Genomic DNA, 15184 nt, shown 5'->3' on the forward strand with positions numbered 1-15184 from the left:
GGATAAATATAATAACCTGCATTTATGCGTCTAATTATGCGGTTATGAATAATCTGGAAGAAAAGGACCCCCTCCTTATTGGGCTTAGTCGAAGCTCTAAATTTTAATTTTATAGAATCCATATTTATTATAAATTTGGTTTACGTTAAAAATTATACTGAATGAATTGTAATTGCTTATAAAATAAGAATTTATATTTTGCCTATACTTGTTAAATTTATCAGCAATAAAATCTGAGTCTGTACATAAAGAAAAGCTGTTATTGGTGATAACAGCCTTCAATAGAGATTAAACATTATCTTCCTCGATGAAAGTGAGTCTCTTCTTGTGCGACAGTTTCCATTTTCTGTTCCTGTTTTTCAGTAATGGACTTGACATCAGCAGTGGCGTTATCAGGCAATCCATAACGGTTGATGTTCTGTCTGACTTCTTCAGCTGAGACTTTACGCATCACATCATAGGTACCTCCAACAGACGGGTTATATATCACGGCATAGTGTTCGTTCTCCACCAACAGGTCATCTCCACGGTATTTTGTAGGAGACAGGTAAGTGTTGGACAGGTCTATGGCATCACCGGCATCGTACTCAATGGCTTCCTTCAATAGTGCCTCATAATCGCCCTTTTCTTGTAGCTTGTCAAGTCTGTCTGTGTCTTCACCCATTTGAAGGTAGGCTACAGAAGCATAGTACACAGGCTCTTGGCTATTACTTTGGACTACTTCTATGTTTTGTTCCTGGTCAATTTTCTGTTGCATGTCATCAATACATTTTGTAATCATACTTGATGCTTTTTTCACATCTGTCAGTGTAGTTTTGATGAATTCCGGAGATTCATTCAAGCTGTCAAGCCAGCTTTTGAGGTAACTGGCACTGTCTTCTTTCAGATGCTTGGTCATACCATAGCGTTGTGCGACGAGGGCTGCACTTAGCTCGGCCACAAGCTCTTCCCGGGCATACTCCTTACTACCAAAGGACGTTGGCTGTAGTCTTCCCAACTGATTCTCTGCTCCTGTGGAATGGGCCATCTCATGCCCCAGGTTGGTATAGAATGACTCACCATCCTTGAACTGCTTTTTCTCAGGAACGACAATCTCATTCTTTGAAATGCTGTAGTAGGCACTGTCTCCGTAAGTAGGCTTGATAGGGCAGATCCATCCATTATCCTTTATTATCTGGTCAATAGGAGCAAAGGAAAATTCTTCACCTTCAGATTGTGGACGTATCTGTTTTCCTGCATCAGCAAGTTTCTTATATAAATCAGGACGAGCTTCCTGAAGATTGGTCTGAGCCACATTGAACACATTATATACCTGAAGCTTCGGATAGACGTTGTAACCTTTCTTTTCCTCCTCACTCAGCTGTTTATAGTCATCGTATTTAATTTTCTCTTTTGTCTCTTTATCGACAACAGTGAATGTCGTGATGAACACCGGGAAACTCTTTTCTCCTTTCAGAATGGAAACCTTTGGCAATTCCTGACCATTGTTATCCTTTATCTGCTGACGGACTCCCTGCTTGTCTTTGGTATAGTTCAGACCGGCTACACGGTCAAAAGTACAAAATACAGGCAGTTTATATCCCTGTTTCTCACAGTGCATCATGAGTAAGAGTGCATTCATTCCATTGTATTCGCGGCCAGAAAGATTTCTTGGCCAGGAGATGGATTTGTCAGTAAACCAAGGCTTCTTCCAGTCGTTCTGCAAGGTCTTGATTTTCTCGATCATCATCTCTGCGAATTTATCCAAGGCCTTATCTTCACTGCTACGGCCATCTGAATTATAAATCTTTTTACCTGTCATAATCATTAGTGTTGGTAAGAGTTAGAGCTTTTCTCCCAAAGAGAGCATTCGCTTATGCGGCATGTAAGGTCAAGTCTGTTATTGTACACACCTAATTCCAAATCCCCCTTAGCATTGATTCCGGCTTTGGGTTGCATCCATGCTTCTTTTCTTTTGTCGAATTGCATAAAGCGTACCCAAGTATAGGTGTAATTATCTCCATCCTTTTCGCTACTATAAGCGGAAAACACCGTAAAGGACTTACCACTTTTAGTTGTCTTGTCCTCAATTTGTTTGCCTAAAGTACCTCTGAACTCCATCGTACCGGTAATGCCGTCGTTATTGCTTGCATTGAATGTGTTAATGCCAGTTGCAGACAGGTTAAGGTATAATGCTTCTCCCTTTTTGTGAAACATTAGAATACCGGCTACTTCAATGCGAGTCCCAACTTGAATTGGTGGTAACTCAGACAGGTTGTTACAGGTCTTGGCCACACTGATTTCAACTGTCTTATTAATTCCTGATTTTGCCGGAATAACGATATTGATACCGAATGATGCGAACTGCGTACCTTCTTTGTTAGCACGCATTTGTGCCTGGCGGGAAACGGTGCCACACACGGTTACATTACATTTAATCATAATAAAACGAATTGATTGTTATACTTAAAAAGCAAATTATTTCAACTGTACAGACTCCTGTCTGCCTTGTTGGTTCTCCAGATTGTTCTGATAGTTTTGTGACATCTGCAGCGTGACCACGGCAGAGTTAATAACAGAGGCGATGCTTCGTCGTTTCTCGTCATCGTTCATCATGGTACTGCCAAGTGTCTGTTGGATCTTGGTTATTTCTGCATTACTCAGTTCTCTGTTGAGCTGTACAACTCCATTGTCTGCGTACAGATTGGGTTTACCATCCTGCAGACTTATGGTGCAGGTCTTATAGGAAGGGAGGATAGGAGTAAGGTCTATGCTTTTACTGACAGCTGCAGCAGTAGCCTTCTGCATCTTTTCCTCCTCACTTGAATTATCTATCTGGAGGGCAAAAGCCATGAGTGAGGTGAACATAGTCATGGCCATCTCTATTACAGGATCAGCTATAGGCATATTCACCCCACTGTCTTCAGAGGACAGAATTTTCTTCATCCACTCATCCGGACTCATGGCTGTATCTGGCTGCACATTGGCATCGGATTGACTTGCACTCTTGTATTGCGCAGTCAGATCTTTTCCGTTGCTGAGAACCTGTAGTGAGATGTTCCCTTTTTGTGCAATCTCAGCAAGATATGCAGCCGGGTCAATATCTCTTTTTGTTCCATCTGTGGATATGGATTTTACTCCAAAATGAAGATGTTCGCCAGTAGTCCGATACCCGGTGTTTCCTGAAATGCCAAGCTTCTGTCCGGCAGCCACTTCATCACCGACCTTGACGGATATACTTTCCAGATGCATGTAGGTACATTGATATTTACTGCCATCGTTCCTGTTGTACTCGACAGTCACAGACCGTCCTCCGTTTGTATTGGCATTGCTGTTCACATTGACAACTTTTCCTTTATCTTCTGTTGCAAGGACTGCCTCATGATTTGTCTGGATGTCAATTCCTTTATGCACCTGATATTTACTTGTGTCTAAAGGGTCTTTTCTTGTACCAAAGGGAGAAGTAACCAGCATAAACTCCTCTCTCTTTAGAGGGAAGGAATATTTCTTTTCTTCAGTATCCTGTACGGAAACATCATTTGATGTGGCTTGACGCGGATTGTCAGCAGTTCCAAAGGATTTACCCTCTGCCTTCATCTCCTGCATTACCATCTGGTCATATTTTTGCAATCCGTTCTTCTCGATAATATTCTGAAGGGTTGCTGCGTATTGTTTGCTTGACGCATATCCCACATCCTGTAATCCGTTTGTCCATCCTTTGTAGTCATCAGGAGAGAGTTGGAACAGCTCGGCGTATCTTCCGTTCCTTTTCAGGAACTGAGAATGATGCTCATAGGAATCTCCCACATTCGCATACTGGCAAAACTTTTCGTTTGGACGGTCATCGGTATATACAAGATATTTGCCTCCATTCTCAATCCAGATGGAGGTAGCTTTGATCCCAAAATGGTTGTTTCCCTTACGGGACAGTTCACTCTGGCCACTGGCACTTTCACAGATACCCTGTGCAAGTGTGACAGATGCAGGTATGCCATATCTGCGCATCTGCTCCATGGCATACTCTGCATATTGTTGGATATATTCTTGATTCTTTGACATTGCGGTTACATGTTATCTGTGCATTCTTGAAACCTTGCTCTCTTCCTGATTGTCGGATTCATTTTTCAGTTTTTCAGTAACGTCTTTTTCTTGCCTGGGAGTTTCCAATTGGTCACAGATGGCAATTCGCTCACCGGCACGGATCAGTTTAGGAAGGTAAACATCGAGCGCATGGTGAGGAAACCCTGCTATCATAAGAGGTTTTCCTTCAGCATCTTTTGTGTGATTGCTTTTGCTGAGCGTGATTCCAAGTATTTTGGCTGCTTTCTCTGCATCGTTGCTGTAAGTTTCATAGAAGTCTCCACATCTGAAGAGCAAAATTGCATCAGGATGCTTCGATTTTAATTCATAGAATTGCTTCAGCATCGGAGAGAGTTCGGTGGTTACCTTTGTTTCTGTCTTGTGACTTTCATCCTTGCTCTTATTGCCCTTAGATTCGGATGGCCCATGAGATTCACTCTGTCTGCTCTTTTCTTCGGTCTGTTCCTCATATACTTCCGTTTGCTGATTGGGACTCTTTGACTGAGCCTCCTGTTCTGATTTATCCGTACCTACTGCAACAGCATCTGTACGGTCCTTACGGAGCACATCGGCAAAAAGACTTGCTGCAAGATGTTTCTTGTAATCTTGCATATCTTCTGCCAGCCACATACGTTGCCATTGTTGTGGACTAATTTCACGAGCCTTCAATTTTTCACCGTTGACTGTGGGCATACACAATATCACACTGGGTTGGCTCTCCGAACCCTTAGTTTTAAAGATGTTCACACGTTCTATCCTTGCGAGTTCTTCTGCTGTCGCATCGCTTTTGAAGAGGTCAACTTTAATGTCCGGATTGTTTTGGGCAGCCATATAGTATTTCTGGGCCATATCCTGACGTACTTTTTCTGAAGCTTCTTCGTCACCTTGCTTTATAGTGGTAAAGAAAAGGTTCAGATCTGCCTTCTCGGGGTAAACGCTGAAGCTCTTTTCATTTTCGGGCTTCAGATAGAATGCCCATTTCCCTTCGTCATTACGCAACATGAGTATCTTTTCAAAGTCTATTGCGCCAGAACGTCTGATGGCATCAGACACATCAAGTAGTGTAAGGGTCTCCAGATTCCACTTATTCATGCGGTTTACGGACACCTCCTTACCGTCAAAAAAACTGTCATCGGGACGATACCTCATAGAACCATCTATGTTGTAGAATGTAACCGTTTCATATCCCTCTTTTTGAAGTGCATGTTCGATACGGCCTTTGTTCATTCCAGGAATCTCATTCTCGACTCCTAATGAAGCTCCAGAAGGGAGAACCACATCAGCCATCTTCTGTTCCGGCTCTTTTACAACCACGAACTCTTTTGTATCTATGTTGGGCAATGTCTTGATTTCATCGGCTACATAATAGTGTTTGGGAAGAATGTGCTTAATATCTGCTATCTGATTCTGTAGGACTCTGTTGTTGAGCTCTACTTTCTCACCACGTTCAGCCTTGTGAATCATATCTATAGCGTTGTTTACATCCCTTTCCAGAATATCCGGCAAATGCGGGTCTTCTTTCAGCTCTCTGATCCAATAATCGGTCATCTTCATGCTGTCAGGAGACAGTTTAGCAGAGATACCCAACTCCTGCAGCTTAACAGCTGAAGCGACTTCAACTACCAGTCTTTCCTGTTTCACGGCATCCTCTGAAATCTTTCCGTTCTTGACTACCATGCCTTCACGTGCCAGTCTCTGTTGGTGTCCTGTTGCAGATATAAGCATGGATACTGCATCTCGGGCATAGTCTTCATAATATTCATAAGATGAAGCAGGTGGCAGGAAGACAATATCCTTCTTGCTGTCGTAATGCGCTACACCTGTAGTATCAGTGCGTATATCAACCAAATTTTTTCGTGACTGTTCCAGAAGATTTTCGACACCCTGACGGATTTCATTCGAAGCTGACTCTATATCTGTACGGTCTTTCAGAGGACCGGTCTCTTTTACTACCGTATCAAATGTTGTTTTATCAACCATAGGGAGTGTGGTCTGCTCGATATTGAAAAGTGAACGAACTTCACGGTTCCTGATTCCTTTATAATCCTCCTGCTTATCAGAGGGCATTGCTTGATAGTCTGAGCGGCTGATTTTCTCTTCAGGATTATGTTTGTTTACATACTCATTCCAATTATACCAGAGAAAAGGTACTCCCTTTTCTTTGGTCTGGACAGATTCACCGCGTTTCTTTGCTTCAGAAAAAAGCGTATATTGATTTGTTTTGTATCCATTCTGGTCGCTGTGCATTCCTAATATGATGGCATTGAAAGCAGAAATCTGCAAAGGCTTCAGATATAGTTTCGGTGCTTTGCGACCATCGTTGTCAAGCCACATTCCACCATTTTCTTTGGCTTTATTGAAAGCATTCTCAAACAGCTCAACCTGACGTACTATTGCCATTTTCTCTTGTTGGTTCTTCTCTTCCATAAGTCTGATTATTATATTGTTATCCTTTTATCTTTGTGCAAGTGGTCTTGCTATTGTTTGCCGTTCGCTTGCTTCATAGTTTTCAGAAGCAATCTGACGCATCTGGTCATTCTTGGCCAGTATTGCATTTGCAAGTGTGTTGAGAGGTAAAGCTCCATGCTGATAAGCATCCACAACTTTATCCGGCAAAGTGATGCTGCAAGGAACCTTGTCCATTGTAGCAATCAGACAGTTGGACCTAATCTGAGGATTGACAATCCGTGGATTGAGCGGTTCATCAGGATAAACCCGATAATTCACTGGGCTGTTTCCTGCTTCAGGGTGCTGATGTGCTTTGAAATCATCCAAAGTCTCATGCCCGGCCTTGTTCAGCAGATTGAGTCCTCCCATACCGATAAGTATCATTTTCAGGATTGGATTCTTGACGAACATGCCTGTAACGATACTGGCAATAGGCATCATATTGTCCTTCAGATTGATTGACTTTGTTTTTCCCGTGAAGAGTCCTACAAGCATATCAGGCAGCATAGCCAGTACATATCCGATATTGTGTCCAATGTCGCTAATGCCATTAAGTCCGAAAGAGGTCAGCAACCCTTGCCATCCGTCCATATTGGTCTGCTCCGGTTTCGGGGAGGTCTGTTCTTCTGTTGGTTGTTCCTCTTTGACCGCTTCTTCCTGTTCCGGTGCAGTCTCTGCTGATGAAGTCTTACTCTGTGGCTTTTCTTCTGACTGCTTTTTCATTTTCTCCTGGTCTTGTCTATACTGTTCCTCGCATCCCGGGCGCACTATTGAAGGTATGTCTGAACGGTCTTCCTCTTTGTCAGAAAATTTAGATAACAGGAAGTCACCGCCGATCCATGTAGCCGCTGTTTTCCAACCGCCACCGACTCCACCCATACATGCGAGATCGGTTACGGATCCGAGAATTATACCTGTGTTCTTTTCCCACGCAGATGGGTTGTATCTCTTTTCGGCTTCTGTATCCATATGATGTTCTAATGGTGATTTTGCAACTTCCTGGGGGAGATAGAAGATGGTGTTAGTTGCTGCCTTCTTTAAGATGTATTCAATGGATGAGCGTGGAATCTTATCCTGAATCATCTTGTCTATCATCTTTTTCTCCATGGCGGAATCAACGGTGATGTGCTGGCGTTGAAGTTCTTTCTTGACCATTTTAATATAATCTTCTGCTGTTTTCGAGTTCCATTCACCTGTGTAACGCAAAGACTGCATCTGTGCCTGTCTGGCAGACATTCCACCATCAGGACCAATGGTACTGGCCATCAATCCTGCAAATGATGAGGTGTGCTCTTTAAGCTCTGCTGCCATCTTATCTTGCAGTTCATTCCGAACCTTGTTCATGATTGGAATGACCTTTGTCCTGAATATTCTATCTTGTTCTGACTCTGCCATGAGTTGCTGTTTTATATGATTGATAATTTATATGCCCTTTATAGATTTATCTGGTTGAGTAATTGCTCGCGTGTCTGTTCTATGGCATTATGATATACTTCCATCTGTTTCGGGAAATATTCTTCCAGCCATTCATCCTTTTCAATGTTTTCATTGATAAACTTGATAGCCAGCTCACGTTCAATCTCTATTGCAGCTTCTCCTTTCTCACTACCATTAAACCATGCTTTTGTCCACCATCTGATACCGGACTTATCCGGATACACGCTCACCATACGGGGAATATCGAAGCTTTGAACATCAATATCGAGCTCTGCCAACGGATCAATAAGTCCACTGGTTGCTATGGCCAGTTCTTGTGCTTTTTTTTTTCGTGATCACTTAAACTGGAAAGGAATATCTGATGACGCAGGGCAAGATAGTTCAGGAAATCACCGATAAGCAGATTCTGTACCCGTTCTGCAATCGGTATACTTCGTGCGCCCATACCTAATGGATTGGCCATACTGGGGATGGTTTCATAGAAGTAATTTTTTGTAGCCGACAGTGAGAGAATATTTCTCAAAGTGAACTGTGTATGTTCCGGCAACGTGTAGGCTCCAAGACTGATGTCTTTCATGTAGTCCGGAAAAAAACGCATCATCAGATTCTCTATCTCCTTGCTGTCTTTGTCATACATGGTTCTGACATCCATATCCAGTGTCACAAATTGTGGTACTGCACCTGGTTGCCCATTTTGTTCCATGACTTTCAAATTACTGTATATCATGGTCAGGAACTCCAGAGGATTAAGCTCTTCTCCTTTATACTTGACCTCCATGTGGAGTATTTCCCCACTTACGGCAATAACCTGACCGGCCTTGACTTCACTTCCGTAGTTGGCAAAAACGTTCGAGAGGTGTGCGTATTTTACTTCGTAGTCTCCATAGCGTGTCACCTGATAGATACCATGTACGGCATCATTCCCAAGTCCAGTAATCTTTCCTGTTGCAACTGCTGAAAGAAGATAATGGTTGGCCTTGAAATCCACACCATGATGAAAAAAAGGTTCCCCTGTATGCGGATGTTTCTGTTTACCGTAGCCAAGACTCATCTGTACGTCACGGCCTTTTTCTTCGTAGGGCATACAGTATCCACTGTCTGAACGAAGAATCATTTCTTGTGTATATTGCATATTATATCTGTTTATAAATTTTACTATTATCTTCGTCTGCAGCCACCAGTGCCTTGCGCAACCTCCGACTGTTGACTTTCGTCTTGACTTTGTGCAGCAGGTCGTTTCTTCTCACTGGCAAGTGCCTCGTTCATATTTACATTATTTCCTATCATCATCATGGCAAGCACAGCTCCAGCTATCTTGCCCATCCATCCGAATCTTCCGAAAACAAGTAGTGCAGCCACTACAAGTCCGATGAGACTCAGACCGGAAACATTCCCTTTACCTATATTGCAGAAAAAGTTCCCCATCATGTTTCCACCGTTCCCGGAGAAAACACCTTGTAGGAACTTGCTCATACCGCTCCATTTGCTGTCTGCACTGGTGATGGCATCATTGACATTTTCAGTGAGACCTGTTACAGAGTCTTTCACCTCTTTCATACCTTCACCTATATTCGAAACTGTATCTCCAATCTTTTGTGTCGTTTCTTCGCCAATGACAGCATCGCTGACAATACCCACTACGCTTTTGTCTGTAGTCAGTTTCTCCCAACCAATGTAGCCCAGGCTTCCACCTATGGCAGCAGACTTGGTGGCGCTTCCTAATCCTTTTAGCGTTTGCTGAGGATGTACCACTGCACCCCCTGCCGATTTAGCTACAGCTTTTATAGCTCTTCCTCCCAAGCTGACTGCTGCTTTCAATAATGCTCCCCAACCCATATTTAAAGTTTGATTGTTAAATTATTATCCTGAATTATCTTTATACCTGAATACTTACTTTGGCTTTGCGTTGCGCTTCCACCGTTCCTTACATTTCTGTACAATATTGGGCTTGTCCACCTCACTTCTGCCATTGTAGTCTATCTCTGCCCATATATCAGAGAGTGAAGTATATTTAACAGCTCTTGTAAGCCTTTTGAGCTTTTGAGTCATGAATTTAAGTTTCGGACGGATGGAAAAGAGAATTTCCAGTCGTTCTTTCTCTGTCATCTTGGTGTCGGAGAGGCATAGTTGCCGGATATCATTGACTATATCAACACTATTCATGATAAGTTCTCTATAGATTTTATTCCTGTTCGAAGACAATGCTACTGCCAGGACATTTCCAGTCTGGTGCTGGAGCTGGTCATTAAAAATTCCCAGGTGTTTCACAAGTCGGTCTATTTCATGATAGAATCCATATATTTGTGCCGCATAACTGATGATGCTATGAAAGTTGTCCAAATAAGTGTTGAATTCCTTTTGCAGGTCAGTTACTCCTTGTACCTCTTCCTTTATCCACAGATGACCTGTAGATTCCAGAAGCATCATTTGTTCCTGCTGTTTCAGTTCTTTTTCTGCCTTATTTGTGTATGCCAGAATCATTCCGGCCAAAACAGGGTCGTTGCCCTGAGCCCGGAGAAAACTCCCACCCAGTCCTTCAAAAGGGAGGGTGAGAGAAATAAGCATGGCAAAAAACAGCAATAAGCGTTTCATTGTGTTATCCTGATAATCTTTTATGGTGTTACTATTCGTGCGCATCTATGCCACCTGTTCAAAGCTTGACCGGCAATTTCAGCGGTGTTCCTGTCCAACATTCCTGCTGTGGCATTGTTCCATACATCGGCCATTGTGTAATAACGGATGCTGATGGAAAGTTGTGAAAGCCGTTTGTTGAATTGTGCCAGACGGTCATTCAACTCCCAAAGAATCTTACTGCGTTCCGCACCCGTAAGCATATTGCTTGCTCCACCTTTGGCTACAGCATCTTTCAGTATGCTGTATACAGTGATCAGTTCGGTCGCTGTTTCGATATAAAGGTTATTCATACTCATTGTGGCCATTATCCCTTGTGGATTCTGTGATATGGCTTTCTTCAAATCACAAAGACTGATGAATATCCTTACACCGTCATCATAGAGATGACTACAGGCTTTGAGGGTGGAAGCATAGCCAGACACGGTTTTCAGGTAGCTGTTGTACTTTCTTTCCCATTGCTTTATCTGAGTGAACTCTGCTGCAATGGTATTTTGTAGTAGTGCCGTCTTCTGCTGATCTTCAATCTGATTCTTAATCTGACCGTTGATAAGCTCATTACCTTCTGCTAATGCCACATATTCCATAGGATTGCTGGATACCAATTGGGCACGACCTTCAAGACAGAATAAGAACAAGGCCAAAGCAATGGCCGATATAATCATCCATCTGCTGTCGTTAGCAAATCCTTTGGAAGTCTTGGCTTCTGACGATATATTATCTGTTCGTGATTTCATAGATACCTTTCCTTTGTTTGTTATACTCAACCCGTTCACGGATAATTCCTACAACATCAATGCGCTCCTTGATTCCAAATATGTCCAGTTTGGGATTGGAACGGTCTCCGCTGAAAATCGAGACTGTCTTCAATCCGAACAGCTGTTCCACGATACCACGGTTTTCACTGAAGTCAACCACTCTGTAGAGTTCAATGTAGTCGCTCTTCCTGATGAGTACACCATGTTGGATAATCAGTTGTTCGGACGTGATGATATAGCTCAGTTTGTGGAGATAAAGACAACCGTAGAGCATGACGCACGTCATGATTGCCCCCAGTACCACAAAAGGCATCTTATAGGTGATGCTTTCGTGACCGGCTGCCAAGAAGAGGGTACTACTGATAAGAAATGCCATTCCTTGTGAGATAATGTATTGCGCCCAGTGAGGGTGTAATGTGATTATGCTGAACCGTTTGTTTGAGTCTGTCATATCATTTATCGTTTTAGTCCGCTCTTTTTGGTTTCTTCATTTTCTTCTTCTATCTCTTCGGTGAGAGAAACACCATTTTCGTCAAAGACTGTCTCAACGACATCGGTCATTGAGTATTGTTTCTTTTCCAACAGTTCATCATTAAAATCCTTATAGCCTTTAGACGGCAGTTCACGTACTATTCCTATTGGATTCAGGTCTTGTCCGTCCTGTACATGGAGCTTTTGAAACAGGACCTGCTTAAACTCCTGATAGGCTTTGTTCATTCTTTCAGTCGCTTCCAGCTTGTCTTCCTTACACAAAAAGGGAGAATAATGGTATTCCCATGCCTCATTTCTTGCTGTGTCATAAGCGAGGTAAAGCTTCTGTAGTCCTTCAGGGAGTTCCACATATCTGTCATCGTCAATATCAAGCAGTTCTTTGGTAGATGTGATACCTTCCTTGAAAGTTTCAATGAAACCTTTCATGTCTGATGCAACGGACTCAGGATGCAACGGATTCATCTTTTGTACGATGGATTCAAAGTTGAAGACGAACTGTTTTCCCGCCAGGTCATTGTCAAAGCCAAGATGGAAAGTAGCACCAGGAGCAGCCTTGATCAGTCCCTGTATCTGTCCGTAGCTGGGATTTCCTCCGGTGGAGATAAATACGGCTGACTTCAGCTCCTGTCTTGCTTTGTAGTCCAGTCCGGAGTCTTTCTTCATTCTCAACTGGTAGAATGCCATGGCATCGTATGCACTCTCAAACACATATACATCTTTCGCATCTTTCAGTCCCGTGTCTTTCGGACTTGCCATCCACAGACCTTCACTTGCATTTGTACCGGCTGCCATACCTTTTCGTGCAGAGCCATCCTTACGTGGATAGCCTCTTTCTTCCAAACCGACACATTTCTCAGGATGCCCCGGTATATACATGGGAAAAGAAAGGTTCTTATAACTTGCTCCATTGTCTGCGGCCTTGGAAGCAAGAAAGAAGTTACGGTGAAAAGCACAACGTGTAGCAAAATCGATTCCTCTTGACTTGAAGAAAGCATAAAAAAGTTTCTGAGAGTCAGCTTCATCAGGATGAAAACGCTCAATCTTATAATCTTTGATATTGAAAGGCTTTGCATCACGGGTAGGAGCAAGCACATTCTGGTTACGTTGCTCCACAGGAATATTCAATAGCCGTTGACAGACTTTGTGAACAAGAGCAGACTCTTTCATTCCTTGATTGTATTCAGGAAAGAGGTTCGGATGTTCCCAAATGAAGGATGTGACAGAATACAGTTTTATCGTTGGAGGTTGGAAACAACAGTTCTTATTGGGCATGACAATAAATTTGTCACCCCTGATTCTGCGTCCATCATTATCCAGACGTACATAGGCAGGATAGCGCAAGCCGTCCCGCTTGTGAAGCGTATAACCTGCATCTGTCAACACGTCTCTGATATTAAGACGGTTGCGATAGTCTTCAAATTTCTGCTCTTCGTTCATTGTGTTCTATGATGATTATTGAGTTTTATCTTCCATGTCCTAAGCCGACTCCATGCTCAGCTGCATTGAGTCCTGCATCAAATGCTCTTGATGCAAGATCCTGCGGTGAGTCCACACCTCCTTTGAAATAGACGTGCGGGCCAGGTGCATGATGGTGCTCAACGAACACAGCCGGAGCATAACGGTCTCTTCCGAGTTCTCGCATGACAGTAAGGCCTGCAAGTAGAGCACCTCCAATCATGGCACCTATATTTCTTCCATGTCCCGGCGCATTCTTCATGTCTACTTCGTCAAAGATTTTAGAGAAGAGTTTCATGCGATGATAGTCATCTACGGCCATGAACTTTTCATATTGCTTTTGGCTTATCTCGTGACTGATGCTTTCGCCATTGATAACAGCGGTCATACGGAACATAGCATTGCCTTTTTCGTCTTGCTGGATTTCTCCTTGCTCGTTTCGTACAGGCTCAACTCTGATGTCGTCCACCTGTACCTCACGTCCGTTTCTTCCTTCCCGAAACCAACCTTTATCTTGGTTTATGTCATAAAGGCTGTTGCCATCCACATGGGCTACGCTTCGGTCTTCCTGCTCCGCAATGACATATTCATTTCCCTGAGTAAGAGGAAACGCATGTTCTGCCACTACTTCTTGTCTGGCATTCAGTTCTGCTTTCACTTCAGGAGTAAGATTCAGGGCTATCTGTTCATTGGAATTGAGCATGTCTATCGTCAATCTATCTGAAAAATCATTTTTGATGACGTTGTTGATGATGTCTAGACGGTTCTGTACAGGTACATTCTTGATGGAATTGTCTGTAAGCCGGGTAACTTCTTCATCCGTCAGGTCGTAAACAAGATCATGCTGGGTGGTAGCCGACTGAATGGTCAGTGTCTTGCTGTTGGCATCTATAATTACTCCATGAGAAGACAGGCATTCCTGCCATTTTTCGTTACTGAAGTATACGTCTGAGGTGATAAGTTCCTTGTACGTTTTTGCCAGCTCCTGTGGACGGGTAGGTATTTCAACAGGTGGAATTACAGCTTCCAAACCTGCGAGTACATCCTGTGAGGGCTGCTGTGCCACATTTTGCTGTTCTCCTTTATAATAGAAGCCATAGCCTCCATTGAGTAATTCACCTGGTTTGATTCTTCCATCGGGACGTTCCGGAACCATAGGGGCTCCCTGCAGGAACATGGCACCACCGACACGGCGCATGTGGAAGCCTTCCTGATTGCGTGGTGTCCATCCTAAGAATCGTCCATGAAACGGGTCCATCATCATAAAGGCACGTTGTCTGTCCCACGGCAGTCTGCCGTATTCGCCAACACCAATCCGGTAGCCATGAAGTCCCATGGCTACACGACCGTTGGCATTACGGGCATGGACAAAGTCTCTCGGCATATAGAAGTCTTTCTTCACTAAATCAGCAAAGGTGTTATAGGCTTTTTTGTTAGCCGAGTTTGTACCCCAATCTGCCAAGTCTCTTATCTGTCTGGCACTGATATGATAGGTTAGGAGAGGTGAGTCATGCCCTTGAACAGCCAGAAGATAGTTTTCTCCTTGTCGGATGATATGTGCTTGCATACCGTTGCGACGGAGAATATCCTGCAGCTCAGGTGACAAATCTCTACCTACTGGTAGTGCATTGGATCTGATTGACATATTGTGATTGATTTTAAATGTTGATTATTCGCCTGTTTCAACAAGTTCGCCTTTCCATTCGATAAAATCTTCGGCTGATTCTTCATTGACTACAAGGTTCCTTTCATTACAGAATTCGGTGTACTCTTCTTGCCATTCCGGTGAGTGGTGATTGATGTAATCGAGCCAACCGTATTCTCCACTCTGTACTTTCTGCACAAGCTCGTCTTCTGGATAGTATTTGATATTTGCCATATTGAATTTGTTATTGATGGTTGTT

Annotated in this window: 14 protein-coding genes; all 14 read right to left on the reverse strand. The window is 43.2% G+C overall.

Features of this window, described 5'->3' with window-relative positions:
• Nucleotides 1–295 precede the first annotated feature (295 nt).
• The 14 genes from I6E24_RS04965 to I6E24_RS05030 are packed head-to-tail and all read right to left on the reverse strand — an operon-like array spanning nt 296 to nt 15159.
• On the reverse strand, nt 296–1801 hold the full coding sequence (locus tag I6E24_RS04965) for an ArdC family protein (RefSeq protein WP_394800360.1): 1506 nt from the start codon (nt 1799–1801) through the stop codon (nt 296–298).
• A 5-nt stretch (nt 1802–1806) separates the two neighbouring features.
• Nucleotides 1807–2421 carry a hypothetical protein gene (locus I6E24_RS04970; RefSeq protein ID WP_235326733.1) on the reverse strand — a complete coding sequence of 205 codons (615 nt, stop codon included), beginning with the start codon at nt 2419–2421 and terminating at the stop codon, nt 1807–1809.
• Nucleotides 2422–2457: 36 nt separating this feature from the next.
• Nucleotides 2458–4038 (reverse strand): glucosaminidase domain-containing protein, encoded by a 1581-nt coding sequence (locus tag I6E24_RS04975; RefSeq protein ID WP_235326735.1) that lies wholly within the window; start codon nt 4036–4038, stop codon nt 2458–2460.
• Between the two features lie 12 nt (nt 4039–4050).
• Nucleotides 4051–6486, reverse strand: a complete 2436-nt coding sequence (locus tag I6E24_RS04980) for a MutS N-terminal domain-containing protein (RefSeq protein ID WP_235326737.1) — start codon at nt 6484–6486, stop codon at nt 4051–4053.
• Between the two features lie 27 nt (nt 6487–6513).
• Complete coding sequence (locus tag I6E24_RS04985) at nt 6514–7902, reverse strand: hypothetical protein (protein WP_235326739.1); 1389 nt, start codon at nt 7900–7902, stop codon at nt 6514–6516.
• A gap of 38 nt (nt 7903–7940) precedes the next feature.
• Nucleotides 7941–8222 (reverse strand): hypothetical protein, encoded by a 282-nt coding sequence (locus I6E24_RS04990; RefSeq protein WP_018452583.1) that lies wholly within the window; start codon nt 8220–8222, stop codon nt 7941–7943.
• A 23-nt stretch (nt 8223–8245) separates the two neighbouring features.
• A complete protein-coding gene (locus tag I6E24_RS04995; RefSeq protein ID WP_235326741.1) occupies nt 8246–9076 on the reverse strand; it encodes a M23 family metallopeptidase in 831 nt (276 codons plus the stop codon).
• A gap of 26 nt (nt 9077–9102) precedes the next feature.
• Nucleotides 9103–9780 (reverse strand): hypothetical protein, encoded by a 678-nt coding sequence (locus I6E24_RS05000; protein WP_235326742.1) that lies wholly within the window; start codon nt 9778–9780, stop codon nt 9103–9105.
• A 54-nt stretch (nt 9781–9834) separates the two neighbouring features.
• Complete coding sequence (locus I6E24_RS05005) at nt 9835–10536, reverse strand: hypothetical protein (RefSeq protein WP_235326744.1); 702 nt, start codon at nt 10534–10536, stop codon at nt 9835–9837.
• Between the two features lie 20 nt (nt 10537–10556).
• Nucleotides 10557–11312 carry a hypothetical protein gene (locus I6E24_RS05010; RefSeq protein WP_235326746.1) on the reverse strand — a complete coding sequence of 252 codons (756 nt, stop codon included), beginning with the start codon at nt 11310–11312 and terminating at the stop codon, nt 10557–10559.
• The gene (locus I6E24_RS05015; protein WP_235326748.1) at nt 11293–11784 is read right to left on the reverse strand and encodes a PH domain-containing protein; all 492 of its coding nucleotides are present in this window, start codon (nt 11782–11784) and stop codon (nt 11293–11295) included. Before I6E24_RS05015 ends, I6E24_RS05010 begins: the two co-directional genes overlap by 20 nt.
• Nucleotides 11785–11789: 5 nt before the next feature.
• Nucleotides 11790–13262, reverse strand: coding sequence for a toprim domain-containing protein (locus I6E24_RS05020; protein ID WP_235326751.1), 1473 nt, complete (start codon nt 13260–13262; stop codon nt 11790–11792).
• Nucleotides 13263–13287: 25 nt separating this feature from the next.
• Nucleotides 13288–14925: a hypothetical protein gene (locus I6E24_RS05025; RefSeq protein WP_235326753.1), complete on the reverse strand. Its 1638-nt coding sequence runs from the start codon at nt 14923–14925 to the stop codon at nt 13288–13290.
• A 24-nt stretch (nt 14926–14949) separates the two neighbouring features.
• Entirely contained in the window at nt 14950–15159 is a 210-nt protein-coding gene (locus I6E24_RS05030; protein WP_004312159.1) for a hypothetical protein, read from the reverse strand.
• Nucleotides 15160–15184: the final 25 nt, after the last annotated feature.

It is taken from the genome of Bacteroides caecigallinarum (assembly GCF_021530995.1).
Classification (GTDB): domain Bacteria; phylum Bacteroidota; class Bacteroidia; order Bacteroidales; family Bacteroidaceae; genus Phocaeicola; species Phocaeicola faecigallinarum.

Coding starts and splice junctions, on each gene's coding strand:
- I6E24_RS04965 (WP_394800360.1), bottom strand. CDS start 1,801: ATGACAGGTAAAAAGATTTATAATTCAGATGGCCGTAGCAGTGAAGAT.
- I6E24_RS04970 (WP_235326733.1), bottom strand. CDS start 2,421: ATGATTAAATGTAATGTAACCGTGTGTGGCACCGTTTCCCGCCAGGCA.
- I6E24_RS04975 (WP_235326735.1), bottom strand. CDS start 4,038: ATGTCAAAGAATCAAGAATATATCCAACAATATGCAGAGTATGCCATG.
- I6E24_RS04980 (WP_235326737.1), bottom strand. CDS start 6,486: ATGGAAGAGAAGAACCAACAAGAGAAAATGGCAATAGTACGTCAGGTT.
- I6E24_RS04985 (WP_235326739.1), bottom strand. CDS start 7,902: ATGGCAGAGTCAGAACAAGATAGAATATTCAGGACAAAGGTCATTCCA.
- I6E24_RS04995 (WP_235326741.1), bottom strand. CDS start 9,076: ATGCAATATACACAAGAAATGATTCTTCGTTCAGACAGTGGATACTGT.
- I6E24_RS05000 (WP_235326742.1), bottom strand. CDS start 9,780: ATGGGTTGGGGAGCATTATTGAAAGCAGCAGTCAGCTTGGGAGGAAGA.
- I6E24_RS05005 (WP_235326744.1), bottom strand. CDS start 10,536: ATGAAACGCTTATTGCTGTTTTTTGCCATGCTTATTTCTCTCACCCTC.
- I6E24_RS05010 (WP_235326746.1), bottom strand. CDS start 11,312: ATGAAATCACGAACAGATAATATATCGTCAGAAGCCAAGACTTCCAAA.
- I6E24_RS05015 (WP_235326748.1), bottom strand. CDS start 11,784: ATGACAGACTCAAACAAACGGTTCAGCATAATCACATTACACCCTCAC.
- I6E24_RS05020 (WP_235326751.1), bottom strand. CDS start 13,262: ATGAACGAAGAGCAGAAATTTGAAGACTATCGCAACCGTCTTAATATC.
- I6E24_RS05025 (WP_235326753.1), bottom strand. CDS start 14,925: ATGTCAATCAGATCCAATGCACTACCAGTAGGTAGAGATTTGTCACCT.
- I6E24_RS05030 (WP_004312159.1), bottom strand. CDS start 15,159: ATGGCAAATATCAAATACTATCCAGAAGACGAGCTTGTGCAGAAAGTA.